Source organism: Nocardiopsis sp. YSL2 (genome assembly GCF_030555055.1).
GTDB lineage: Bacteria > Actinomycetota > Actinomycetes > Streptosporangiales > Streptosporangiaceae > Nocardiopsis.
Genome location: NZ_JAMOAO010000001.1, coordinates 1,074,525 through 1,099,914 on the forward strand (window position 1 = coordinate 1,074,525; position 25,390 = coordinate 1,099,914).

Sequence of the window (25,390 nt, forward strand, 5' to 3'; positions counted from 1 at the left end):
TCTTGACACGAAACGACAGTGGTGATCGGATCGATAGGGACGAAACGGCAGCCTTTGGCACGCAGAGACACGAAAGCACCGGACTTCTAATCCGATGGCCGCAGGTTCGAATCCTGCCGGGTGCACCACAAAACCCCAGGTCAAACGGGGTGCACGAGTCGAACAGACGAGGCGCGAGGCCCGGATCCGGGCCTAAAATGCTCCGTGTGTGCTCCCCAGTACAAGGTCCAGTACAGGTCGGCGAGCACCTCACGGAGCATTTTGCCCTCCCGTGACCCTGTCGGCGCTGGGCCAGGGCACAGCCCGCGTCCGCCCGTCAACGCCTCACAGCCGCCCCGACACGGGCGATCCCGGCCCTGCCCGCCCCGGTCGGCACGACAGCCGCCCACGAATACGACAACAACGCCACAGCCCACTGCGCGGCGCGCCCATGTCAAGAATCCGCTGGGTCACGGACCATGCCCTCGACCAACCGGGACAAGCGCGTCGCGCCATCGACCGTTCGAAGGAGGGGAGGTAGTCCTCCAGCGAGCACTTCTCCCGCCACAGAGAGCCGCTGTAGGAGACCATCACCGGCCAATGGTCCGGCGCGCCCACCGCGTGCCAGTGCCTCACGGCCCCGCAGGGTGCATCATCCCCCACGGAACGCGCTCGGCCCAGCCCAGAGCCATCGTGAACCTTGAAGTCTGCGCGCCCAGCACCGTCTCGACCAGATCCCACTCCGTCTCCTACCGCCGATACCGGCGACAGGGAGCACCCTACTCGGCAGAGCAGATCTTCGACCCGCTCTTCCAATCCCACACCGCTCATGTCCGAACACCACGGATTTCCAGTCCCCTTGTCCGGCCCAAGGCCGAGCGGCGGGATGTCGGTTATGGAGCCTAGAGTCCCCTATCACCTGCACAACTCGCACCCCCGGAAACCTCCGTGAACCGCCGCACCCCGCCCCGCCCGGCCAACATCGAAGAGCTGTATCCCGAGCTGCGCCCCTGGCGCAGGGAGACCGTACGCCTCCACCCCCGCCCCGGCCGACCCTCCAGCCATGACAGCTCTGTCGGAGGACCGCTCCTGTGGCCCCAGGACGAGCCCTGGCCCGTCTGCGACGGCGAGCACTACGACCGCGATACCCAGGAACCCTACGACAGAGAGGTCAAACTCGTCCCCGTAGTCCAGCTCCACCGGACCCACGCACCCGACGCCCCCTTCCTCGCGGGGCACGACCTCCTCCAGGTGTTGCGGTGCCCCTACGACCACGGCGAACTGCTTCTCAAGGAAGCACTCAGAACACCAGAACTTATGTAGATGACTATAAAAAGAAATCAAGTATGCGCAAAGAGGAATATGAAACGAGCACAGACGAAACAAGGAAAACGATGTTCAAATGCGCACCGAAACGAACTTCGCCACCCACCCCTCCGCGGTTTTCAATCTTGCGCGCATTTAAGAAAGCTTCAATTTCTCGAGCGCAGCGGCGATTGGTGGGGAAGCCAAACATTGCACCGATCAGCGACCCCCCGAGGTTAAAGCACCAGTACTTACTGCCATCGCTTGTGATGACGTCGACACCCCCCTCCCAGGTGACGCCTGAAATCTTACCAGCGGGAATTACTGTCTTACTGAAGAGGTTTCTTACAATGACGCCATTCTCATCAATCTTAATATTGGTGAAGAATGACGCCTTTAGAAGGAACCACCAAACCAGAGGAAAGAACAGCGAGAGAAACCAAATTGATCCCCTTCCTATCGGATCAGGATCAAGCGACTCTTCCATGGCCCAGGCGAGCCAGAAAAGAAGGAAGAGGAACGACACAAGAATTCCAAACGCAGCCGTCCATCGGTTCCTCAGGACTTTTCCGCGACCAAATGAAGCGTTCTTATAGATGGCCAAGGATATCAAACTCCCATGTCATCGTACATCCACTTCGCACTGGCACTGAGGCCTTGTGGCGCCACCCACTGGGCCGCGTTTGCCCCGTAGACAAAAACTGTACTTCCCAAATCGACATCTCCAGCGTTGCGGCTTGGCGGTCGCCTGGTGTAATGATTCAGCCGCGACAATCCTTGGTCTCTCCAAAACCTACTGCCCGTACCAGCAATCGTTCGACCAACTACGCCACCAGCGGCAAGCATAGCAGCATCAGTCACATGGCCAGTGACATCCATCTGACTAAAGTCGTCTCGATTATTATAGGCGTCCATTCCAACATTCGCGGCGAGCAGAGCTCCACCAGCAACTACACATGCCCCAGCGGTTGCAAACACGCATACACCAAGACCGACAACAGTTCCGACGTTGTAAATAGTGTCCCAGTTGTCCGAAGTCCAATCAGCGGCAGAACCCAAAGTACCGCTCGCCCAGTCTCCAGCCTCACTCAGCCAGCTCGCGTCGTTGTTGGCCTGGGTGTTGGGGTCGACCGTCGCACTGGTCTGAGGCCTCTGCGGAGTCACCGGCCTGGGCGCAGGCCAATCGACGTGATCGGGCTTGTACCCACCGCCCATGGCCGGATGCCACCAGCCACCGTTGGACGTCACGGGAGGGGCGGGAGGCCAATCGACGTGATCGGGCTTGTATGCACCACCCATCGCCGGATGCCACCAACCATCGTTTGACGAGCTCGAAGAACTCCCCGAACCACCTGACGCCACCATCAGCCCATCAGGATCCGTCAAACTCGCCGGATTGTTGTTGGCGTAGGCATACCCGTGCATCTGCTGGGAATCAGCCAGGTCCATCAGCGGGTCTACTGAGACGAACCGGCCCAAGTCTGCGTCATAGGCGCGCTCACCCAACTGGGTCAGCCCCGTTGAGGCGTCTATGGTGCCGTCCACGAAGCCGCGCTCGCCCGGCCACGCGTCCCCATCGCCGGCGCGATCCTGACCGAAGGCGGTCAACCGCCGCTGGGCCGCGTCACCCCACACGGCGTCCACCGCGATCTCACCGGTGCCATGGTGGTCGGACAGCACCCAGTGCAAGCTTCCGTCGTTCTCCCGCACCGCGACGGTCTCACCGGCGTGGATGTAGTAGCGGGTGGCCTCCTCGGTCCCCGCGGCCGAGTCCCAGGTCACCTCCATCCCTGGAAGGTACAGGGTGGTGGCGCCGTTGGCGCGGCGCAGCAGCCGTTCGCCGTCGGCGTCGTAGACGTACTCGGTCTGTTCCAACCCGTCCGAGACACCGGCGAGGTTGCCTTCGGCATCCCACTCCAAGACCTGGTCGCGGTCCCCGGTGGTGCGGCGGACCATGTTGCCGGTCGCGTCGTAGTCATAGGAGTGCTCGGTCAGGCCGCCGACACCCTGTTCCTCTACACCGGTGACCGCGTGCGCGGGTCCCTCCCCCTGGTCGGGTCCGGAGTAGGAGCGCACGGTCTGTCCACCGCCGGGAGCGTATTGAACCTCCTCGGTCCGGTTCCCGACCGCGTCATAGGAGTAAGCATGCCAGTACGGAGCCGCACCGCCCAAGTTCTGGGCCTCCGGCACAGCCTCACATGCCTGCTCGCCCGTGGCATCGGGAGTCCATGCCTGCGTCAGACGGCGCAGATGGTCGTAGTCGAAGCACTGGACGTCGCTGCTGGCTTCGGAACTGGTGGGTTCGTCGCTCAGGCGGAGCAGGTTGCCGACGTCGTCGTAGCCGTAGGTCTTTGTGGACAGCGATCCATCACCGATCTCGTGGACGACGCTGGCCATGGACAGCCGGTCGGTCTTCTCATCGAAGTCGAAGGTCTGCCAAGTCTTGTCCGAGCCCAGCGTGCCCCGGTGAAGCTCGCGCTGGACCAGGTCGCCGACCTTGGAGTAGACGGTGTCGGTGACGATGTGGTCCTCCCCCGACATGGTGACGGGATTGCCCAGCTCGTCATAGCCGTACACCACCGCCTCACCAGGCAGATCACCGGCCGCGGGCAGCACCCGGGAACGGACGCTGCCGTCCGGGTTGTAGGAGGTGCGCAGCAGGTACCTGCCACCCAGCTCTCCCTCGGATCCGGGGACGATCACGTACCGGGCGCGCTCGCGCCCGACTTCGTCGTAGCCCGCGATCTGGGTGGTGTAGGCCTGCCCATCGTGGTGTCGGGTGGCTGTGGCCAGCTGGCCCTTCATCACGGTGTCGTAGGTCCACGAGGCACGCAACGGCCCGGTGGCGGAGTCCTCCCGCAGGTGGGTCGTGCGGCCCAGCTCGTCGTAGCTGGTGTGCAGAACCTGCCCGCGCGCATCGGTGGTTTGCACCAGCCGGTCGAGATCATCGAACTCGAAGTTCGACACGCCGGCGTCGGGGTCGGATGCGGCGATCTTGCGGCCCAGCAGGTCGTAGGTGTACTCCCAGACGTTGCCGCCCGGGTCGGTCACGGTCTGCAGTTCATCGCGAGCTGTGTAGGTGTAGTGGGTGGAGTCGTAGTCTCCCGCGGCCTGTTCACCGTGGTGCTTGCGCAGCTCCACGGTGTTGCCGCGGGCGTCGGTGATCGACGTGGTCCCGGTACCGCCCTCGGGTGCGCTGACCAGGATGCGGTCGCCCTGGTGCTCGGTGCTGGTGCGCCACTGCTCCACACCCCGCGACATGTTGACCACGTCGGTGGTCCGGTCGGCTCCGTCGTAGACGGTCCTGGTCCAGCGGGGGATCTCGTCGTGGTTGGCCACCACGAACAGCTCCCCCGCCGGGTCATCGGCGTTGAAGTACGGGTCGCGGGCGATGACCTTGTTGCCGCGCGAGTCGTAGAGGGTGTCGGTGAGCACCCGGCCCCCGTCAGGTGCGGGTGCCTGTGTCTGGCGCTCGCGCAGCATCCCGTCCAGGATCTTGTAGCTGGTGGTGTAGTCGCCCTGGGCGTTGAGGGCGTGGGTGACCACGGTGGTGGGGGCGTCCTTGGACACGTGGTACTCGAACCGCATGGACGGGCTGAAGTCCAGGTCCCGTTGGCGGTCGGCCAACCACACCTCGGTCAGGCGGCCCAACGCGTCGTAGGCCAACTCCGTGCGGTTGCCCTCGGCGTCGGTCTCGGCCACCACCTGCGAACGTGCGTCGTACTCCTCCACCGTGACGTGGCCCAGCGGGTTGGTGGTCTCCACCGCAGTGTCGTGTCCGCCGGGGTGGGCGGCGGTGTAATCCGTGGTGGTGGTGTTGCCCTCGGCGTCGGTGACCGAGACCGCGCGCCCGAACTCATCGAAGGTCGAAGCGGTCACGGTCTGGAACACCGGTTCGGTTCCGTCATAGTCCGCGGCCCGCTGTGTCTCGGTGGGCCGCCCCTGAGTGGGGGCGTCGCCGAAGGCCCCGTCGTCGTAGAGGGTGCGCGTGTGGGTGATGACGTCATCGACCGAGACCGTCGCCTCGCAGTCCACGGCCACGCTCCGCTGCTGGGCGACCAGGGACAGCAAGTGCTTGTCGGGGTTGCGCGCGTAGGTGGTGCGCGTGCACCGGTCGTCGTCGGGATCGGACACGTCACCGGCGTCGTGCACCTGGCTGATCATGCCGTAGGAGTCGTAGGTGTTGGCGGTGCGGGTCTGGCGGAAGGAGCCGTCGGCCAGGGCAGTGTAGGTGTCGACCTGGCCGGTGTCGACCTTGTGCGCGTCCAGGTCCCAGGAGTGGGAGGTGGACGCGGTCTGGTCCTTCCACGGCGTGGTGATGGTCTTGGACACCACGTCCCCGCCGACGCCGTCGCGGACGATGACCTCACGGCTCTGTCCGTTGAAGACCTCGTCGTCAGCCACGCTGGTGCCGGTGGAGTCGACCACGGTCGCGCTGCGGGTTCCGTCGGGCAGGTGGTCGCCGTCCATGCCCTGGTAAAACAGGTGCTCGGTCTCGGTCTGGACCTCGTCGGGGTGGCCGGTGCGCACGATGACCCGGTCGTATCCGCGCCACTGGGACCAGGTGCGCTTGTCCTCGTCGACGAACCCGTTGTCGTCCATGTACCGCCACGCGCCGTCTCCGGCGTAGTCGTAGCTGGTGATCATGTCCGGTTGGCCGCCGACCAGGTCCACCTCCACCAACTGCTCGACGGGGTACTTGGCGAACCAGTCGGTGATCTCTTCGGCGCCGGCCTTGTGGGTGCGGATGACGGGGAAGCAGGCCTGGGTGTTCAAGTGGGGTTCGGGGGTGGCCCCTTCGGTGCAGTCAGGGGTGGCGTAGGAGACGTCGATCTGGCCGCCGGTCTCGGTGTAGATCGCGGTGACGCGCCATTTGTTCATCGGGGCCAGGCCGTCGGTGGTGGAGTCGATGCGGTTGGGCATCGGGGTTCCGGCGAAGGTGATGGCCGGGTAGGCCTCGCTTCCGCCGACATGGCCGGTGTGGGTGATCGAGTCCAGCCACAGGGCCGGGTCGGTGCCGTCACCGGGTTCGGGGAACTTGTGCTCCAATTCCCAGGTGTCGACGGTGGTGTAGTCGGTCCCGTCGTGGACCTGGGTGGTGATCGTGTCGAGCTTCTTGGTGGTCCAGAAAGTCGGCGAGTGCTGACCCGCGCAGTCGTCGTCGCACTCCTGGTCGAGCGGGGTGTCGGGCCAGTGCTCGGCGTTGTCCTCGGTGCGCTCAGAGGCCGCGCAGTCGAAGTCGGCGTCGGGCAGGCACCGCTCGGAGACGCCATAGTTCACCCGGGCGGGGGCGGTGGCGTAGGGGTCGTCGTCCCGTAGCCCGTACTCTGTGCGCGTCAGGTAGCCGCCGCGGTCGTAGGCGACGGGATCGGACTCCAGGTTGAGGCCGTAGTTGTTGGTCTCGGCCTCGTAGTAGTGGGCCAGGGCGTTGCCCTGGGGGTCGACGACGTAGTCCAGGTTCCAGCGCCAGGCCTGGTCGCACCAGGCGTCGTCCAGGGTGGAGTCGTAGCAGGGATCGCCGGAGTCGTCGCCGAACACGGGGACGGTCCAGGCCGAGTTGGTCTCGTCATCGCCCGAGGCGTGGCCGGGCAGGCGGTTGCGGCCGAAGAAGTACTGAGTGCCGTCGGTGGTGGTGACCTTCCAGTACTCGCCGTTGTCGTCGCCGTTGGTGGTCCCGGTCAGCCGCTCGACCTTGGACCCGTCGTCGCGCTCGGGCGTCCATTCGCCGTCGTCGTAGACCAGTTCGGTGGAGCTTCCGCCCAGGTTAAGGACGGCGTTGTGGTGTGACCAGCACTGGTCGGGGATGTCGGCGGTCTCGTCCTCGGAGCAGACCGTGTAGCGGCGTTCGATGTAGCCGGGGTGGTAGTCGAAGCCCTCCCCGATCCAGGAGGTCTGGTTGTTCGTGGACGAGGTACGTCCGTCCACGGACTGGGAGGAGTAGCCCAGGCTGATTTCCGGTTTGAGGCCTCCGGCCACGTTCGGGGCGGCCATGGGGTAGTTCCAGGAGAAGTTACCGGTCTGGGGGCCCACGTTCCAGGTGGAGGACGGGCTCAGCGACGTGGCGGTGTAGTCACCGGTGCCCTCGTCGCCGTCGCCGGTGGCGGCCGTGGTCAGCAGCGTGCCCGAGGACGTGGCCGGGGCCATCGCGATCAGGGTTTGGGCTTCGGTGTCGTTGGCCGAGTCCACCTCGTGGGAGGCCAGGCAGTCGGCCTCAGTGTCATCCTCGTCGCACGGGGTCAGGGCCACCAGGGACAGGCGGGATCCGTAGTCGGCGCCGTAGGCGGTGGCGAAGTCGGCATAGTCGACCTCCACCTGGACCGGGCCGGCCGTCTCGGAACCGTCGGTACGCGTCACACGCAGCGCCAGGCCCGACAGCCCCAGCTCAGCCGTTTCTTCGCGGTCCAGAACCTCGACCTCGGCGGCGGTCACCGGCTCGGGCTGTTCCGGTGCCTCCGGTTCGTCCACCTCTGCGGGTTCAGGAGCCTCGTCTGGTTCCGGACGCTCTTCCTCGGGGGCGTCTTCGTTGTCGTGCTCGGGCTCGGCCGGTTCCGGGCTGGGCCGGGCTGGAACATTCGGCTCTTCCTGTCCGGCTCCTTCCCTAGGATCAGCGGCGCCTGGGGCCTCGGGGCCGTCCTCGGGTTCGGCGGGCAGTCGACGCTCGCTGGGGGCGGTCTCCTCACCGGCGCCCTCGTCCGACTCAGAGGTTTCCTCTGGAGCCGGTACGGGTTTGTCGGGTTCGGGGACCGGGGGGTCCCATTCCTCGAAGTCCTGCCCCTGCACCGGCTGGACGCTCACCGGAGTCCCGTTCTCGGCCGGACCGCTGAGGGGCTGGGCTCCCGGGTCGTCGAGATCGAAGGCGACCGTGCCCTGGTCCGGCCATGTCGCCTCGTCGAGCGCGGAGACCGACGCATCGGCTGCGGCGCTGTCGGCCTCGATCGCCGCCTGCACCGCCGCCTGGCCCTGCACGGACTCGGTCTCGGCCACGTCCGGGCGGGTGTTGTAGGCCAAGGCGGAGGCCGGCACCGTTGCGGCCAGACTCGCCGCCACAGTCACGGCGATGAAGGAGATGAGGGACTTGCGGCCACGCCGGGATTCAGCGGGGTCTGGGACCGGCTGGGCCTGAGTCGCGGGAGTTTGGGGGATGTCGGACACGAGGGGGAACCTCCCGCCCGGCGGAACAGTGTCCGCCGGGCAGATCGCTGGTCGAGCAGTACAAGTACGGGTCAGGTGCCGGGATCAGTTGAGCGGTAGGAAGCCCTCATAGACATGAGCGATGTCGGCTTGATTGAGCACGCCTTGGTAGAGGTGGACGTCGCTGATGTCGCCGTCCCACTCACCTTCGAAGGCCTGCTCGAATCGCGCTCCGCCGATCACGGTGGAGCCGCTTGCGTGCCAGGCCGCCGGGACCTCAGCGGTGCCCTGGGCGACACCGTCGATGTAGAGCGTCGCCTCGCGCTTGGTGTGGTCGTAGGTCGCGGCCAGGTGGGTCCACCGCCCGAACTCCGGTTCGTGGTCGGACAGGGCCCGGTGCCAGCCGGTCGCCCCGGTCTGGTCCGAGGGCGGCAGCTTCATCACCCAGTTGTTCCACTCATAGGTCGACTGGTAGCTGAGGTAGAAGGCGCTGTGGTCGTTGCCGTCCTGGGAGACCGCGGTGGCGTTGTGGCCGACCTCGTCCAACCGGACCCAGGCGGCCACGCTGTAGCTGCGGTCGGTGCGCACCGCTGGAGCGTCGGTGGTGATGTGCTCCTGGTGATCGGCGTTGAGGCTGACGCCGGGGGCGAAGGTGACGTCGTTGAGGGCCTGGTTCCAGGCGGTCATCGGGTCGCCGTGCAGGGTCGCGTCGAGGCCGTGGTCGGAGGAGTCGGCGACCGCGGTACCACCGGTCTCGTCCAGCTGCCAGCGGCCCTCCAGTGCGGCGGGGCGGTTGGCCAACGTCCAGGCCTCCGAGGGCGTGTCCTCGTCGCCGTTCAGGGACTCGTCTGTCAGCACGCGGTCCCAGACCCGCACGTCGTCGATCCCACCCAACCAGTGTTCCGAAGTTTCGGACGAGGAGAGACCGCCACCGATCATCAAGGGCCCCTCGGCTTGCCAGGGCGTGTCCATGGTCCCCGTGGACTGTTGGCGTACACCGTCGACATAGAGCACGGTCTCTCCGCTAGCCGGGTCGAAGGTGCCCAACAGGTGCGTCCACACCCCGGTCTCGGCGGGCTCGTCCGACAGAGCGCGCGTCCACCCCGTAGCGCCCACCTCGTCCGAAGGTGCCATCTTCAACACCCACCGGTCATGGTCGAATGTCTGCTGGTAACCGAGGTAGAAGCCGCTGTTGCCCTCACCGGTCTGGGCGACAGCGCTGCGGTTGCGGTCCTTGTCGTCCATACGCACCCAGGCCGAGACTGAGAACGCGGAGCTGGTGTCAACGACGGGAGCGTCGGTCGCCATGCGCGACACGGAGCCGTCGATGTCCACCGCCGTGCCCTCCAGTCGGTAGGACGCACTGGTCCGCTCCCCGACTCGGCCCCGCGTCCAGTCCACGGGCCCCGTGGCGTCGGCCGTGCGGCCGGCTTCGAGCACGTCCGCGGCGGTGGTGCCCTGGCCTTCGTCCACAGGGAAGTAGGAGACCGGATCGTTAGGCGGAGCGACAGTGAAGGTGTACACCAGACCGCACTCGGAGGAGTTGCCGTGGGCGTCGGTGATGCGGGCGTGGATCAGGTTCGGGCCCTCCCGGCGCGGGGTGATCGGCACCGTCACCTCGGCACCCGGAGTGTCCAGGTCGATGGTGGTGGAACATGAGGCGTCGTTGACGCTGTAGTGGTAGGCGCTCGCGTCCTCGACACCGTTGTTGGTGAAGGTGAACTCACCCGTGCGGCCGACCGTGCCGTACGGCTCGTCTCCGGCCGGGTAGTCGGTGGAGGAGATGGCGGGTCCGCTGTCGGGCTTACTGGTGTCGATCTCCACGTAGCACCAGGTGGACCAGGGACCCCAGTTCGTCTTGTCGTGGCCGCGGGCCCGGTAGGCGATGAGTTGCTGTTCGGGCAAGTCGGAGGCGGTGGCAGACCGGTAGCTGCCGCTGGACCACTTGGCCACGGTGACATAGGCCGAGTCCGAAGACCCCAAGGTGTCCGTCTCGCCCACGGCCTTCCACTCGAAGCGGGCCTTGACCTGCTGGCCCACCCAGTAGGAGTCGCGGTCACGGACCTGGGCACGCAACGTAACAGTGGTGTCGTTGATCAGTCGCGGTTGCTCAGGGTCGGTGGAGCAGACACCGCCCAGCGAGTCGGAGATCGTGGAGGTCTTCGGTGTCTCCGGCGGGTGGTTGTAGTCCACCACCAGCACCGGCGGTTCGTCCTTGGTGTCGAACCGACGCCAGGCGGTCGTGCCCGACTCGTCCTTCTCCTTCAGCCGCAGGTAGATGTAGGCCTCGCCGTTGTCGAGCCCCCACTTGTAGGCATTGGTGGCATCGAACTCCACACCGCTAGAAGAGGGGCAGGTCGCCCACCCGCCCGTGACGTTCTTCTCGTCCTGCTTGGTGCGCGTGGTGGGCTGGTTGTTCCAGGTGGTGTTGGAGTTGAACCGGTCCACGCGGTGCAGCTGGATGTGGGAGTCGCTGTTGCAGTCATAGGCCCAATCCACTTCGGTGCGCAGCGTCGCCGAGTGGATGATGGTGTTCGAGTGCTCGGTCCGGCCCATGGTCGTGAACTGGAAGAAGGCCCGGCGAGTGTAGACGCGGTCCCACTCGATCCGCCCCACGCCGACCGAGTCGACCGTGGGGTTGAAGTACTCCTGGTTCGGATAGGCCTTGTCGACGTAGCCCCAGTTGGGTCGGTTCGCACTGACCGAGGGGTCGATGTAGACGGGGTAGTCGGTAGCCTCATCCGCCAGCATCGCCTGGTCGGGCAACAGCCGGATCGAGTCCACGCCGACTGCGGTCTCGACCTGCTCCACGCGTGAGCCGGACAGCGGTGCGACCGTCGGGTCCTCACTCTCCGCCGCTTCCTCGGCTCCGGCCGAATCCCACATCGCCGGAGCCTGGACCGCGAACACGCCCTGGCCGCCCTGATCGCCGACCGCTTCGAGGTTGCCGTGCTCGTCCTCGGTCACAGTCACACCCTCAGTGCCCAGCGCGAGCTGGAGCTCGGCCAACTCGGGCGCCTGTGCTGCCTCGGGGGTGTGCACGACCAACACCTGGGTGAAACCCTCCACTCCCGCGGTCAGTACCAGATCCACATCCGGCAGCACGTCGGCGTAGGTGGCCTGATCGCCGTCCAACGCGGGTTCGGGAAGCTCACCGTTCCAGCCGAGCTCGACACTGTTGGAACCGATACCGATCTCCGCCATCGGCGCGTCGCCACCGCCAGAGAACGCGATGTCCATACCCGCAGCGCGAGGGCGGACCAATCCGTCGTCGGTAGCGACGAGGGTGGGGTCGGCGTCCACCCAGCCATCCTCGGAGCGGACCCGGACCGGGACCGCGTGGGTCTCCATGGTCAGGGTGCCATCGGGGTTCGCGAAGTGCTGAGTCTTCTCGTCCGTCAGCCCCGCGATCTCCACCCGCTCACCTGTCTCCTCGGCCAGGGCGAGGGCGTCCCGTTCCTCTTCGGAAGAGCTCGGATCGGTGTTGGAGGAGTCTTCCTCATCCGCCAGAGCGGAGGGAGCGGTCAGTAGTGACAGGGCCAGAGCCATGGCGGACGAGACCGCCGTCGCTCGGGTCAGGGCGCGACGCATGGGGGATGCCAGTCCTCGTGGGATGACGAATCCGGAGATTCGGCCGCACGGTGTGCGAACAACACGGGATGGTACTCAGAACCAGGAAAAAATGCGACTTCTGGGCGATATGTCTTGTTTGAATAGTTATGTGATTCCTGTAAACCATGCACGTGACCAGTACCTAAACCGCCATGGCCGCATCCAGCCACTCCAAAGCAAGGTCACGATCATGCGACCCCTCATGGGCCTCGCGTTTCATCCGAACTTCAACGGGTATCGCCGCCTGCCCTGTAGACCCACGACCTGCGAGTACGCGCGCACTGGCGCCTACCGTGCGCACCTCTCGGCTCATGCACAGTGAGGTTGAATCCCCGCTGGGAAGCGGCAAGGCATCCCACTGAGTCAATCGGACCTTTGATCCGATCGGATGCTGGCCCCGGGAGCGAGGAAACCCCAGGCCAGCCGGGGTGAACCCGTGGTCTGTCCTGGGGCCTGTAGGGCCGTATAGCTCCTGGTGTGCTCGCCGGTCCGGCTACCGCACTACCGGCTCACGGGTTTGAGCATCGCCGCCGTCGCCTCGGCCGCTGCCCTGGCCACCTCCGGGAACACCGTCTGGTACGTGTCCTGGGTGAAGTGCGTGGTGGCATGGCCAAGTTCTCCCGAGACCACCTTCACGTCCGCCCCCGCCGCCAGCGCCAGCGAGGCGGCCCCATGACGGAGCCCGTGCAAATGGATCGGCGGCAGACCCGCCGCCCTGACGACCCGGTTGAACCACCGGGTCACATCCCCCGGATGCCATCCCGACCCGTCGGACCGGGTGAACACCAGGCCCGAATCAGTCCAGTCCTGGCCCGCCGCGAGGCGGGCCTCGTTCTGGAACCGCTTCCAGGACCGCAGCACGCGCACCGTGTCCTTGTCCAGCGTGATCGTGCGCTGGCCGGCCGCGCTCTTCGGAGTCGTCGTTACCGTCTTCCATCCCAGGGTGACCACCTGGGTGCGGATGTCGGCTTCCCCGTCGCCCAGGCGGGTGTGGGACCAGGGCAAGCCCGCCGCCTCCCCCGGCGCAGCCCCTTGACCGCGATGAGGTGGAACATCGGGAACAACCACCGGTACTTGCGGGCGTGGGTGAGGAAGGTGATGGTCTGCTGGGGTGTCCACACCATCACCTCCCCCGGCACCACCCCGTCCACTTGCCACTGGCGCACCCGGTCGGTCCGGTGTCCACACCAGCGAGCACGCTTTCGATGCCCTGATCGCAGCGTTGACCGCTCGTGCGGCTGCTCTCGGGCTCACCGCCCGGCCTGAGGGCGAAGAAGTCGCCCTGGCCGAGCGGGAGGGATGGATCCACCTTCCCGAGCGCGAAAGCCTGGCGCGCCTGGCCTGAGCAGGCGGCGCACGGTGTCGGGCACACACGAGCCCGCCCACGAGCCTTTCAGCAAGCCTCCCGTGCCAGCACACCCCGAAGCGTCCGTGGCGATGTGATCCGCTCCTGGGCCGCTCGGAGCTCTTCACGGGTCCGTGCCAGCTCAGCGCGGAGCTGACTGAGCGTGGCGGCCTGCTCAACGATCAGAGCGGCGTGGTCCTCATAGGAGGGCGAGCGCGGGGCGGAGGAGGTCACTCGCTCATACTCACAGGCCGGCGATGCCTCACGCAGGCGAACCAATCAGCTTATCCGAGGCACCCAAGCAGTTACTGAAGCATTAGTTTCCTACTTCTCTTAGCAAGATCTGAACCCTTGACGGAAATTGCACATCATCCACCATTGCCTCACAGATCACAGAGTCACGGAACCCCGAAAACTGCATTCGGGCGTATTCGTTCGGGTCGTGCAATATGAGCCACCCGGACGGACATGGGAGTAGCACCTCAAAGAGCTTCGCAGGAAGCACTACAGGCGGATCCGCCTTCCACACCTCGCATTCAACAGGCCCATCAACACTGGCTTGAACGCCAAAAATGATTGAACTTCCCTCTCGATGCCAGCTACTCGAAGCGGAATCCCAGTCACTGACATCATCATCGCTTCTCGCATCTCGCAATACCAGGCAGCCGTGATCAATTTTCGCCAGGAATGAAACCACGGGACCTTTTGCTACCATTCTTTCTTGCTCTTTCCTTGTGAAAGCTGTGATACGACTCCGCCCTGACTCCTGGCACAGGGCAGGCAGTGAGGATACGCCGTCTGAGGAGATCCGGGAGTGACGAGACTAGACGGCGGCTGGTGGTCCGGGATCCAGTCCCCTCCCTTGGTACCAGGCGTCGTGGCACCGCACGTATGGCAGCCATGCGCATTTCCTGATTCATTGATCATATCTCGAACGCCATCTGCCTCAATGTCCCCGTTCTCCAGGGCTACTCCCTCTCGCGCGTTCGGCCCAGCACCCAGCGTCAGATCGCACTTTTGACCTGGCGTTGCATTGTGGACGAGGGCCGGAGTCTCCCCCGCCCCCACGTGGTAGGTGTGAATGCCCTGGGTGGTCAGGTTATGTACCGTCGCGGGCTGGGTCCAGGATTGGACCGCCGAGACCTGCACCCACGTACCAGAAGAGGTCTGCAACCACGTTTCCGGAGCTAGATCGATCGCGTCAACCCACTGCTCCATATCGGGAACCCAGAACGGGTGCTCGTCAGTTGCGATGACCGCGTCCCCCGCCACTGCCGGACCGGGGATACCCGACTGCTCGGCTTCCGTTTCGGAAGCGGTGCCCACGTCGGGGTTCTCACGCTCGGTGGTCGGATCCACCGTGATCTGCACCAGGGTCTTGGCACCCGACCCCACGATCGTTGCCAGCACCGTCCGCGCGGCCTGCTCGCCCGTGTCGGGGTCGGTGGCCAAGACCTTCTCACCGACGTCGACCTCCTCGATGGGCTTGGTCGATCCGTCGGCCATCATCACTGCGGTCCCCGGAACGAAACTGTTCCCGCTACAGTCCGGCAGGTTGTCGAGCTTGCGGTTCGCCCGGTTCAGGCCCCTGACCCCGTCGACCAACTCACCGCCGAGTTCAGCGATCCGCCGCCCCAGCTCTGCGGCCTTGCCCCAACGCAACCCATACTTCGCCGCGATCTTGGCCGGCAACCCGCCCACGAACATCGTCGCCACGTTCAGAGCGGTCTCACCACACGCACCCAGATCACCGGTGGTGAAGCACTCCAACCCGGCGGTGATCCCCAACTCGTCAGCGACCAACTGCGCCAGACCGGTCGCGGCCGAGATAAGCTTCTGTTTCGCCTCTTCCTTTTCTGCCTGGGCTTGCCGATAGGCCTCTGACTGCTGGTGCTGGTACGTCGTCCCGCCGCCACCTGAATTCGAGCCGCGACCACCACCGGAACTGATCAGCCTGTCCGCCATATTTGCATGGGCTTGCCAAACTGGATGGGACGTAATATCAATCCCATAGTTTCTTTGAAAAGCATTCGCATATATATTGAGTGCTAGATTGATCGTGTTCCCAATGAGCCTCCAGAACAACCCGTCCGGGTCAGTGAATGTCACTGGATTATTGTTGGCGTAGATGTAGCCGTGCATCTGCTGGTGGTCGGTCACGTCCATGACCGGGTCCACCGAAATGAAGCGACCCAGGGACGAGTCGTAGGCCCGCGCACCGAGCTGTGTCAGCCCGGTGGAGGAGTCGACCGTGCCGCCGACGAACCCTCGCTCCGAAGGCCAGCCCGCGGCGGCCCCCCGCTCGGTGCCGAACACCGTCATGTACCGGTGCGCGGCCTCCCCGGTGCGGGCGTTCACCGCGACCTGGCCCGTCCCGTGCCGGTCGGCGTGGATCCAGGACAGGGTCCCGTCGTTCTCGCGTACCGCGACGGTCTCCCCCGCGTGGGAGTAGAACCGGGTCGCCTCCTTGAGCAACGACTCCTTGTCCAGGCGCAGCTCCATCCCCGGCAGATACAGGGTCGCCGACTGCGGGTCGCGGCGGATCAGGCGCTGCCCGTCGGCGTCGTAGGTGTAGGAGGTCTCGGAGCCGTCCTCCTCGGTGACCCGGGCCAGGTTTCCCTCCGCATCCCATTCCAGGTCCTGGTCCCGGGAGGCGGTGGTGCGGCCGGTCATGTTCCCGGCCTCGTCGTAGGAGTACTGCTCCAGACGGTCCCCCGAGGCCCCGGACTGCTCCACCTCCGTCAGCACCTGGGGGCGCAGCCCGGTGGCGTCCCCGTGCGTGTAGGTGCGGGTCACCCCGCCGCCCGGGCCGTGCTGCACCTCACTGGTGCGGTTGCCGAGCCGGTCGTATTCGTAGGAGTGCCAGTAGGGGGCCGCCCCGCCCAGGGCGTCCACCGCCGGTTCGTCCGCGCACGCCTGCTCGCCGGTGGCGTCGGGTGTCCACACCTCGGTCATGCGGCGCATGTGGTCGTAGGTGAAGCACTGCACATCCGACTGCATGTGGTCGGCGGTGGGCTCGTCGCGCAGATTGAGCACGTTGCCCGCGTCGTCGTAGGTGTAGTACTGGTGCACCAGCGACCCGGTGATGCCGCGTTCGGGCACCAGGGTGGTCTGGGCCGTGCGGCCGGTGGCCGGGTCGTAGTCGCGGGTCATCCAGGTGGCGTGGGTGTCCGACGTGTCGATGTCCATGGCCAGCTGTCGCAGTTCACCGGTCTTGTTGTAGACGGTGTCGGTGACGTAGTCGGTGAACCCCGACATCCGGGTGGGCATACCGAGCTCGTTGTGCGAGTAGGCGACCGTCTCCCGGCCCAGCCCCCCGGCGGCCGGCATCGTCTGCGCCCGCACCGAACCATCCAGGTTGTACTGGGTGGAGAACCGGTAGCGTCCGCCCAGCATCGGCTCACTGGAGGGGATGCGGACATCCGTGGTGGTGGGCCGGTAGAACTGGTCGTAGCGCACCACCGCCGTCGTGTAGGCGCTGCCCTCCACATAGCGGGTGGACGAGGTCAGGTGCCCCTTGGCGAGAGTGTCGTACACCCACTCGGCCCGCAGTGGGCCATCAGGAGTGTCGTCGTGCAGCCCGACCTGGCGGCCGAGTTCGTCATAGGAGTAGGCGACGGTCTCACCGCGCGCGTCGGTGGAGGTCACCAGCTGGTCGAGCTGGTTGTAGGTCATCGTGGTGGTGCCCGAGACGGGATCTTCGGTCTGGACCAGGCGACCGCGCAGGTCGTAGGTGTGCTCCCAGACGTTGCCCTCGGGATCGGTGACGGTGGCCAGCTCGTCGTTCTTGGCGTAGGTGTAGGCGATCGCGTCGAACGCGCCCTCGGGCGTGCCGCCGTGGTGGGTGCGTACCTCGCTCAGACGGCCCTGGGCATCGACGAGGGAAGTGGTGGCCACGCCTCCGTCGGGCGGGGTGACCAGGGTGCGGTCGCCCTGGTGCTCGGTGCTGGTGCGCCATCGCTCCTCGCCGAAGGCGACGTGCACGTTGTCGGTGACGCGGCCCGCGCCGTCGTAGACGGTGATGCTCTGGCGTGGGATGTCGGCGTCGTTGGCGACGACGAACAGGCTGTCCTCTGGGGTGTCCTGGTTGTAGTAGGGCTCGCGTTCCTTGACGACCTGCCCGCGGGTGTCGTGGAAGGTGTCGGTGATCAGGCGTCCGCCACCGGGTGCCGGGCTCTGGGTCTGGCGGGGGCGCAGAAAGGCGTCGAAGACCTCGTAGCTGGTCGTGTACTCGGTGGGGGTCCGCAGGGTGTGCGAGACGATCGAGGTGGGGGCGTCCTGACGGACGTGGTACTCGAACTTGGCCGTGGGGATGTCCGTGGCCTGGTCCCGGTCGGGCAACCACACATCGGAGAGCCGCCCCAGGGGGTCGTAGGCCATGGTCATCGTGCGGTCGTTGGCGTCGGTCTCGGCCACGGGCAGGCCCCGGGCCGGGTCCACGACCGTGGTCGTGGTGTGGCCCATCGGATTGGTCTCGGTGACCGACTCGGGAAGGCCCGAATCCGTGAAGGTGTACTCGGTTGCGGTCACTCCGCCGGAGGCGTCGGTCTCGGCGATGGTGTTGCCGTAGGCGTCGAACTCGGTTTCCTGGACCGTCTGGTAGGCGGGGTCGCCGCCGTCGGAGTAGGAGTCGAGTTTCCTGGTGCTGGTGGGCAGGCCCCGGGTCGGGGTCGCCCCGTGTTCTGCGCCGTCGTAGAGGACCAGTTCGTCGGTGATGACGTCTTCGGGGCGGTCGGGGGTGTCCGTGCAGTCGACGGCGAGGGTTTCGGTGCGGGAGACGAGGTTGAGGATCCAGGCGTCGGTGTTGTTGACGTGGGTGGTGTTGACGCACTTCTCGTCCCCGTCCACGGCTGTGTCCCCGTGGTCGCGGACCTGGGTGATGACCCCGTCGTCGTTGATGGTGTTGTCGACCCGCGTCTCACGCCAGGCGCCGTCCGAGGTCCTGGTGAGGCTGATCTGCTGCTCGACCTGGACCTTGGTGGCGGTCTGCTCGCCCCAGTCGTGGGTGACCTTGGCCGTCTGCTTCCACCAGGGAGTGCTGATCTCCTTGGAGATGTCCTGGCCGCCCTCGCCGTCGCGGGTGATGACCTCGCGGACGGTGCCGTGGAGTTCCTTGTGGTCGGTGTGCTCGACCCCGCGGGAGTCGGTGATGACCGCGGACCGCTCACCGGAAGGCTGTTTGTCGCCGTCCATGCCCTGGAAGTACAGGTACTCGGTCTCGGTGCGTTCCTCGTTCTCGTGCCCGGTGCGGACGATGACGCGGTCGTAGCCGCGCCAGTCGGCCCAGGTGCGGTACTTGTCCTTGACCATGCCGTCGGCCTCGGTGTACCGCCAGGCCGGGGTGCCGACGTAGTCGTAGCTGGTGGTGAGCGTGGGCTGGTCGGTGACCAGGTCCACCTCGTTGACCTCGGTGACCACGTACTTGTGGAACCAGTCGGTCAGCTCCACTCCGCCCTCGGGTGTCCACTGCACCGGGTAGCAGCGCTTGGTGTTGGCGTGCGGGTCGGGTGTGTTGCCGGGTTCGCACTCGGGTTCGGAGTAGGTGATGTCGAATTGGCCGCCGGACTCGGTGTAGATCGAGGTGACGCGCCACCTGAGCATCGGCGCGATGTCGTCGCTGGTCGAGTCCACCCGGTTGGGCATCTGGGTGCCGGCGAAGCTGATCTTGGGCATGGCCTCGGTACCGCCCACGTGGCCCACGTGTTCGATGGAGTCCAGCCACAGGGTGGGGCCGGTGCCGTCTCCGGATTCGGGGAAGGAGTGCTCGAAGGACCAGGAATCGACATCGGCGTACTCGCCGTCCTGGTGGATCTGGGTGGTGATGGTATCGAGCTTCTTGGTGGACCAGAAGGTCGGTGAGTGCCGTCCCGTGCAGGACTCGCCCGACTCGCAGTCCTGGTCCAGGGGGACGTCGGGCCAGTGTTCGGCGTTATCCGAGGTCCGCTCGTCTGCGGCGCAGTCGAAGGTGTCGGTGGCCAGGCACCGCTCGGAGGAGGAGAAGACCACCCGGGTGGGGGCGGTGGCGTAGACGTCGTCCTCCCGCAGCCCGTACTCGATGCGGGAGACGTTGGCCGCCCGCACGTAGGGGGTGGCGGTGTTGGTGAGGTTGCGGCCGTAGTGGTTGGTCTCGGCGTCGTAGTAGAACGTCATGGCGTTGCCGTACACGTCCACGACGTAGTCGAGGTTCCACTTGTTGGCCTGCTGGCACCAGGAGTCGTCGAAGTCGGAGTCGTAGCAGGGCTGGCCCGGCTCGGGGGCGTAGACCGGCAGGGTCTGCGCCGAATCGGTCTCCGGGTCGCCGCTGGACCAACCGGGCAGGCGGTTGCGGCCGAAGAAGTACTGGGTGCCGTCGGGGGTGGTCACCTTCCAGTACTCGCCGTCGTGGGCGCCGTTGGTGGCCCCGGTGAGCCTTTCGACCCTGGTTCCGTCGTCGTTGGACAGACGGTAGCTGCCGTCCTCGTGCTTGACCAGCGCACCGGAGTGCCCGCTCATGGACAGGGTGACGTTGTCGGTGTTCCAGCACAGGTCGCCGGTCTCGTGCCCGGAATCCACACAGGCGGCGTAGCGGCGCTCGATCGCACCTGGAGCGTAGGCGAATCCGTCGCCGATCCAGGACGTCTGGTTGTTGGAGGTGGCGATGCGCCCGTCCACGCCCCCGGAGGAGTACCCCAATCCCACGGCGGGGCTCAGGTCGCTGGGAGCCGGGGGCGCGGGGAAGGAGTAGGACCAGGAGAAGTCCCCGGACTGGTTGTTGACGTTCCAGGACGAGGCGGCCGAGAGCTGTGTGGCTCCGTAGTCGCCGTTGCCTCCGGCCGGAGCAGCGCTCAGGGCCACCAGGGTGCCCTGTTGCGGGGCGGCGGCCACGACCGCGTTGAGTGTCTGGTCCTGTTCGTTGTTGTCCAGGACCTGGGGGGAGTCGAATGAGACCTCCTCACCCTCGTCGCAGGAGTCGTCGAGGACGCACTCGTTCAGTTCGACGACGTCCAGGCGGGAGGCGTAGTCCCCGCCGAAGGCGGCGGCGAATTCGGAGTAGTCCACCCCGAGCTCGACGGGGGCCACGGTGGGAGAGCCGTCGGTCCGGGTCAGCCGAAGAAGGATGCCGTTGACCCCGGCCTGTTCGGTCTCGGAGCGGTCCATGACCTCGACCCGGACCGACTCGACCGGTTCGGGTTCGGCGGAGGCGTCCAGGGCCGGTGGAGCGTCTTCAGGGGAGACCGGCTCCCTGCGAAACTCGTCCCGAGGCGCGGTCGGGCTGCTCTCCGGGGAGGGGCTCGCCGTTTCCGGTGATTCGTCCGGCTCGTCGTCAGTCTTCGGGCTCTCCTCACCATCGGGGCTCGGTACGGCCTCGCCCCCGGTCGGGGCCGGTGGTTCTTCCTCGCCGTCCGGAGGCGATTCTTCGCGACCGGTCCCCCCGCCCGGTTCGCTCTCCCCCTGGGAACGAGCGGCCCAGTCCCGCCAGTGTTCGGGTACCTCCCAGCCGTCGAACTCCTCACCGGCGACGGCCTCGACCGTGAGCTCCGTGTCGGTCTGGGCGCCGAGGGTGCGCGCCCTCGCCTGCCCCAGATCGACATCGGTGCTCGACGCTTCGGGCCACGAGACCGCTTCCGGTTCGGTGAGCGAGGCTCGGGCGACCGCGTCATCCTCTTCCAGAGCGGCCGCGGCGGCGGCGCGACCCTCCACAGAGGCCTGTTCCTCCACCTCTGGGCGTGGGTTGTAGGCCGTGGCGGACGCCGGAAGGGTGTTCAGCAGGCCGGCTGCGACGACAACGGCCACCGAATAGGTGATGCCACGGCGGACCGGGCCGGGACGGGCGGGGGTGTCACTGCGCGGGGTCACAGCATTCCTCCTGTCCTCCACCGGTCTGGTGAAGGACGATCACGGGGGCAGGGGTGAGGTCAGTTCTGGGCGGTGGGGAACAGGCCGCTGTAGACCTGGGAGATCGCTGGTTCGGTGAGCACACCCTGGTAGGTGTGGACGTCGTCGAGGTCGCCGGTCCAGAAGTAGGTGTTGGCCCCTCGATGTTGGCCGCTGCCGAGGCGGAGTGGACCGTTGGCATGCCAGGCGTGGTCGACGGCGGTCCGGGACTCCTCGAATCCGTTGACGTAGAGGACCAGTTCACCGGTGGTGTGGTCGTAGACCCCGGTCAGGTGGGTCCACTCACCCAGGCGGGCCGCGGTGGAGGAGTAGGCGTAGGTCCAGCCAGCCGAGCCCTCCGTGGGCGCGTCGTCATGGGGGGCCATCTTGAACACCCAGGAACCGTTGGATCCTTGGTAGCCGAGATGGAAACCGCTCTGGAACTCCCCCGCCTGGGTGACGGCCGAGGTGTTGAGCCCCTGTCCGGTCTCGTCCAGGCGCACCCAGGTGGAGACAGTGAAGCTGCGGTCGGTGCGCACCGCCGGGCCTGGGGCCTCGGCGTACTCGTCGAGGCCGTTGAGCCGCACCCCCGGTGAGAAGGTGACGTCGTTGTCGGCGGCGTTCCAGGCCGTGGCGGGGTCGGCGTGCAGCGTCGCCTCCAAAGCGTGGTCGGTGGAGTCGGCCACCGCGGTGCCGTCCCACTCGTCGAGTGCCCATCGGCCCTCGGCGGCGGGGTGGTTGGCCAGGTCCCACACCTCGGAAGCTTCGTCGGTCGCGGACACGGTCTCGTTCAGGACCAGGCGGTCCCAGACCTTGACGTCGTCCACGGCTCCGGGCCAGAAGTAGTTCTCGGCGCCCTGGAACAGAGAGCGGCCCATGGTGAGCGGCCCATGGGCGTTCCACGGTCCGGTGTGCGTGGCGGTGTCCTGTTCGACCCCGTCGACGTAGAGCACGATCTCTCCGGTCTGGGCGTCGTGGGTGCCCACCAAGTGGGTCCACACCCCGACCTGGGCGGGTGCGGTGGAGGTGGCGTAGGCCCAGTCCTGGGAACCGTCCCAGTACTGGTCCTCGGGCGACATCTTGAACACCCATTCGTTGGTGTTGCCCTGGTAGCCCAGGTGGAAGGCGCTCTGTTCCTGCCCTTCCTGGGCCACGGCGGTGTGGTGGGCGTCGGCTCTGTCGAGCTTGACCCAGGCCGACACGGAGAAGGTGCCGGAGGTGTCGACCGCGGAGTGGTTGGCTGTGATCTCGTCGTAGGGGCCGGGGTCTCCGTCGGTGTAGCCGCTGGTGTGCACGGCCGTGCCCTCCAGCCGAGGCGAGGGGTTGGTGTCGGGGTTCTGGACCGTACCGACACGGCCCCGGACCCACTCCACGCCCGCGGACAGTGTGGCGCCCTGGTCGGGGTTGGCGCTGTCGGCTGCGGTGGTGCCCTGGCCCTCGTCGAAGGCGAAGTGCGCCACGGGGTCGCTGGGCGGCGCCACGAGGAAGGAGTAGACCAGAACGCAGTCGGAGGAGTTGCCGAAGGCGTCGACGGTGCGTGCGTAGACGCGGTTGGGACCCTCCAGACGTGGTGTCAGGGTGACGGTCACCGACCCGCCGGCCTCCTCAGGCGTGGCCCGGTGAGCACATGAGTCGTCGTTGAGCCCGTAGGCGTATTCCTGCGCGCCCTCGACGCCGTTGTTGGCGAAGGTGAACTCGCCGGGACGTCCCGTGGAGCCGTGGAGCTGGTCCCCCGCCGGGTAGTCGGTAGAGGTGACCTCAGGTCCTTGCTCCGGCCGCGAGGTGCTGACCATCAGGTAGCAGTAGTCGCTCCAGCCCGACCAGGATGTGCCGTCGTTGGCGTTGGCCCGGTAGCCGATCAACACGTCCTCGGGCAGTTCGGCGGAGCGCACCGACTGGTAGGAGCCGGAGGACCAGACCGCGATGTCGGTCATTGCGGTATCGACGTCGCCGAGGCGTTCACCGTCCACCCACCAGGCGAAGCGGGTCTTGACCTTCTGCCGGTTGGCCGAGGTGGAGTCGCGGTCGCGGACGTAGGCGGTGAAGGTCGGGCGCGTCTCGTTGATCAGGCGCGGGTTGTCGGGGTCGGTGGCGCACTCACCGCCGTGGGAGTCCGACAGCTTGGTGGGGACTTCGGGCGGGTTGTTGTAGTCCACCTGCAGGGTCGGGTTGGACTCGAAGCGCCGCCAGTCCCAGTTGCTGGAGGACCTGGTCTCGTTGCCGCGCAGGCCGACCGTCGTGGTCGCATGACCGGCGTCGCGGCTGTACAGGTAGCCGTCGGTGGCGTCGAACTCCACGGTGGGAGAGGTTCCGCCGGGGCAGTTGGAGCGGCCCGCGTTGATGGTTCGGGTGTCCAGCTTGTCGTCCCAAAAGGATGACGAGGTCTGCGAGTTCCAAGTGGTGCTGGAGGTGATGGCGTTGGTGCGCCACAACTGGACCCTGGCGTCGGTGCACCCGTAGGCGTGGGTCACCCGGGGGCGGAAGGTGGCGCGGATGATGTCGGCGTCGCGGGTGCGCGAGTCGACGCCGAACCGCCAGAACGCCCGCTTGGTGCTGCCCTCGTTGGGCTCGTAGCCGACGCCGGGGTCGTGGGACGTGGAGTAGTTCCAGTACGACTGGCTGGGGTAGTTGGCGTTGACGTAGGTGCGCCCGACCCGGTTCACCGCGAGTGAGGGGTCGATGTAGACCGGGTACTCGGTCGAGGGGTCGGTGAACATGTCGTGGTCCGGGACCAGGCGGATGCTGTCGGGGGCCAGATCCACGTCCACGAGGGCGCTGCGGGCACCGGTGGGGGCCATGAGCGTGGCGTCCTCTGTGGGGTCCTCGCCCCCTGCGGGGTCCTCGGCGGACGCCGAGTCCCACATTGCCGGGGCCACGGCGGTGAACACGCTTTCCTGTCCCTGGTCACCGACGGCTTGCAGGGTGCCGTTGTCCGTCAGGCGCATGGTGACGCCCTCGGTGGCCAGCGCCATGTCCAGCTCGGCCAGCCCCTGGTGCTGGGCGGCTTCGGGGGTGTGGACGACCAGGACCTGTCCGAACCCGTCCACGCCTGCGGTCAGGACGAGGTCGACGTCAGGCAGGACGTCGGGGTAGGTGGCCTGGGGCCCGTCGAGTTCGGGAGCCGGTAGGTCTTCGTGCCAGCCCAGTTCCACGGCATTGGAGCCGATCCCGATCCGGGCCAGTTCCTGGTCCCCTCCGCCGGAGAAGGCGAGCTCGGCGCTGATGGCCCTGGGTCGGACCGCGCCCTGGGCGTCCACTACGAGGTCGGTGTCCACCGGGGTCCAGCCGTCGTCGTCGCGCACGCGTACCGGGTGGGCGCTCTGCTCCATGGTGAAGCTGCCGTCAGGGTTGGCCAGGTGCCGGGTCGTCTCGGTGGTGGCACCGGGGATCTCCACCGGTTCGCCGGTCTCGCTCGCTTCCAGGACCGCCGCTCGTTCCCCCGAGTCGGCGGCGAACGGGGAGCCGGTCGAGGCCGGGTCGTCCGCCGAGGCATGGGCCTGTGCGGTCAGCAGGGGTGTGAGGAGGACGGTGGACAGGACGGCCGAGCCGACGACTCGCACTGCGCGGGACATGGCAAGCGCTCTCCAGGCCCAGGATGGGGGATCGGACACCGTGTGGGGCAACCACGTGTCGTGCACGCGGTCCACGGTGCGCCCTGGAACCGGAGGAGAAGTTAGCAGCCGAAAGGAAACACCAGGTGCGTGACGGAGAGCACACCACGTGGCGCACGAGTTCACGACGTGCACCATCGCTCCAGAAAGTGGAACCCAGTCCCATTGTGTCCGCATATGGACGCATGATTCGCGTTTAGCACCACATGGCTTGCCACCAGCACATACGAGGAACCGTGGTCCTTCCGGCCACAGAGCGCCCCTTGCCGGGCCGGACGGCTCTGGGAAGGGGCGAGTGGCGGCTCAGCCGCGTCGTGGCCCAAAGCAGCCCACGGTTCACGGCCCCAGGACACGCTCCAACCGTCCGGCGCTCCACTCAGGAGGAAGGGCCTTCGACCGGCATCCGCGCCGTGGTCTGTGTCGACGGCCGGCGGATCGACCCAAGCGTCCGGTCACACTTCAGGGAAAACCCTGAGGACCTCGCGAGGTGCCATCGGACGCCGCCGGGCCTTCTAATCCGATGGCCGCAGGTTCGAATCCTGCCGGGTGCGCC

General features: G+C 66.6%; 7 protein-coding genes and 1 pseudogene. 2 read left to right on the plus strand and 6 right to left on the minus strand.

The window, feature by feature from the left end:
* Positions 1–927 precede the first annotated feature (927 nt).
* Positions 928–1,302 carry a hypothetical protein gene (locus tag M1P99_RS04605; protein ID WP_304451425.1) on the plus strand — a complete coding sequence of 125 codons (375 nt, stop codon included), beginning with the start codon at positions 928–930 and terminating at the stop codon, positions 1,300–1,302.
* Positions 1,303–1,306: 4 nt separating this feature from the next.
* Here M1P99_RS04605 and M1P99_RS04610 read toward each other — a convergent pair whose 3' ends face one another.
* The 4 genes and pseudogenes from M1P99_RS04610 to M1P99_RS04625 form a co-directional block, all read right to left on the minus strand.
* Positions 1,307–1,888, minus strand: coding sequence for a hypothetical protein (locus M1P99_RS04610; protein ID WP_304451426.1), 582 nt, complete (start codon positions 1,886–1,888; stop codon positions 1,307–1,309).
* 5 nt (positions 1,889–1,893) lie between these two features.
* On the minus strand, positions 1,894–8,292 hold the full coding sequence (locus tag M1P99_RS04615; protein WP_304451427.1) for an RHS repeat-associated core domain-containing protein: 6,399 nt from the start codon (positions 8,290–8,292) through the stop codon (positions 1,894–1,896).
* 228 nt (positions 8,293–8,520) lie between these two features.
* A complete protein-coding gene (locus tag M1P99_RS04620) occupies positions 8,521–12,006 on the minus strand; it encodes a LamG-like jellyroll fold domain-containing protein (RefSeq protein ID WP_304451428.1) in 3,486 nt (1,161 codons plus the stop codon).
* A 522-nt stretch (positions 12,007–12,528) separates the two neighbouring features.
* Positions 12,529–13,218 (minus strand): annotated as a pseudogene (locus M1P99_RS04625) (site-specific integrase); the annotation flags it as partial.
* A 31-nt stretch (positions 13,219–13,249) separates the two neighbouring features.
* Between M1P99_RS04625 and M1P99_RS04630 the strand changes: the two are divergent.
* Positions 13,250–13,372 (plus strand): hypothetical protein, encoded by a 123-nt coding sequence (locus tag M1P99_RS04630; RefSeq protein WP_304455850.1) that lies wholly within the window; start codon positions 13,250–13,252, stop codon positions 13,370–13,372.
* A 708-nt stretch (positions 13,373–14,080) separates the two neighbouring features.
* Here M1P99_RS04630 and M1P99_RS04635 read toward each other — a convergent pair.
* Positions 14,081–21,208: an RHS repeat-associated core domain-containing protein gene (locus M1P99_RS04635; RefSeq protein WP_304451429.1), complete on the minus strand. Its 7,128-nt coding sequence runs from the start codon at positions 21,206–21,208 to the stop codon at positions 14,081–14,083.
* A 59-nt stretch (positions 21,209–21,267) separates the two neighbouring features.
* The gene (locus tag M1P99_RS04640; protein WP_304451430.1) at positions 21,268–24,798 is read right to left on the minus strand and encodes a LamG-like jellyroll fold domain-containing protein; all 3,531 of its coding nucleotides are present in this window, start codon (positions 24,796–24,798) and stop codon (positions 21,268–21,270) included.
* Positions 24,799–25,390: the final 592 nt, after the last annotated feature.

Bases quoted from the DNA above. Each gene is read 5' to 3' on its own strand.
- M1P99_RS04620 (WP_304451428.1), bottom strand. From the start codon at position 12,006: ATGCGTCGCGCCCTGACCCGAGCGACGGCGGTCTCGTCCGCCATGGCT.
- M1P99_RS04640 (WP_304451430.1), bottom strand. From the start codon at position 24,798: ATGTCCCGCGCAGTGCGAGTCGTCGGCTCGGCCGTCCTGTCCACCGTC.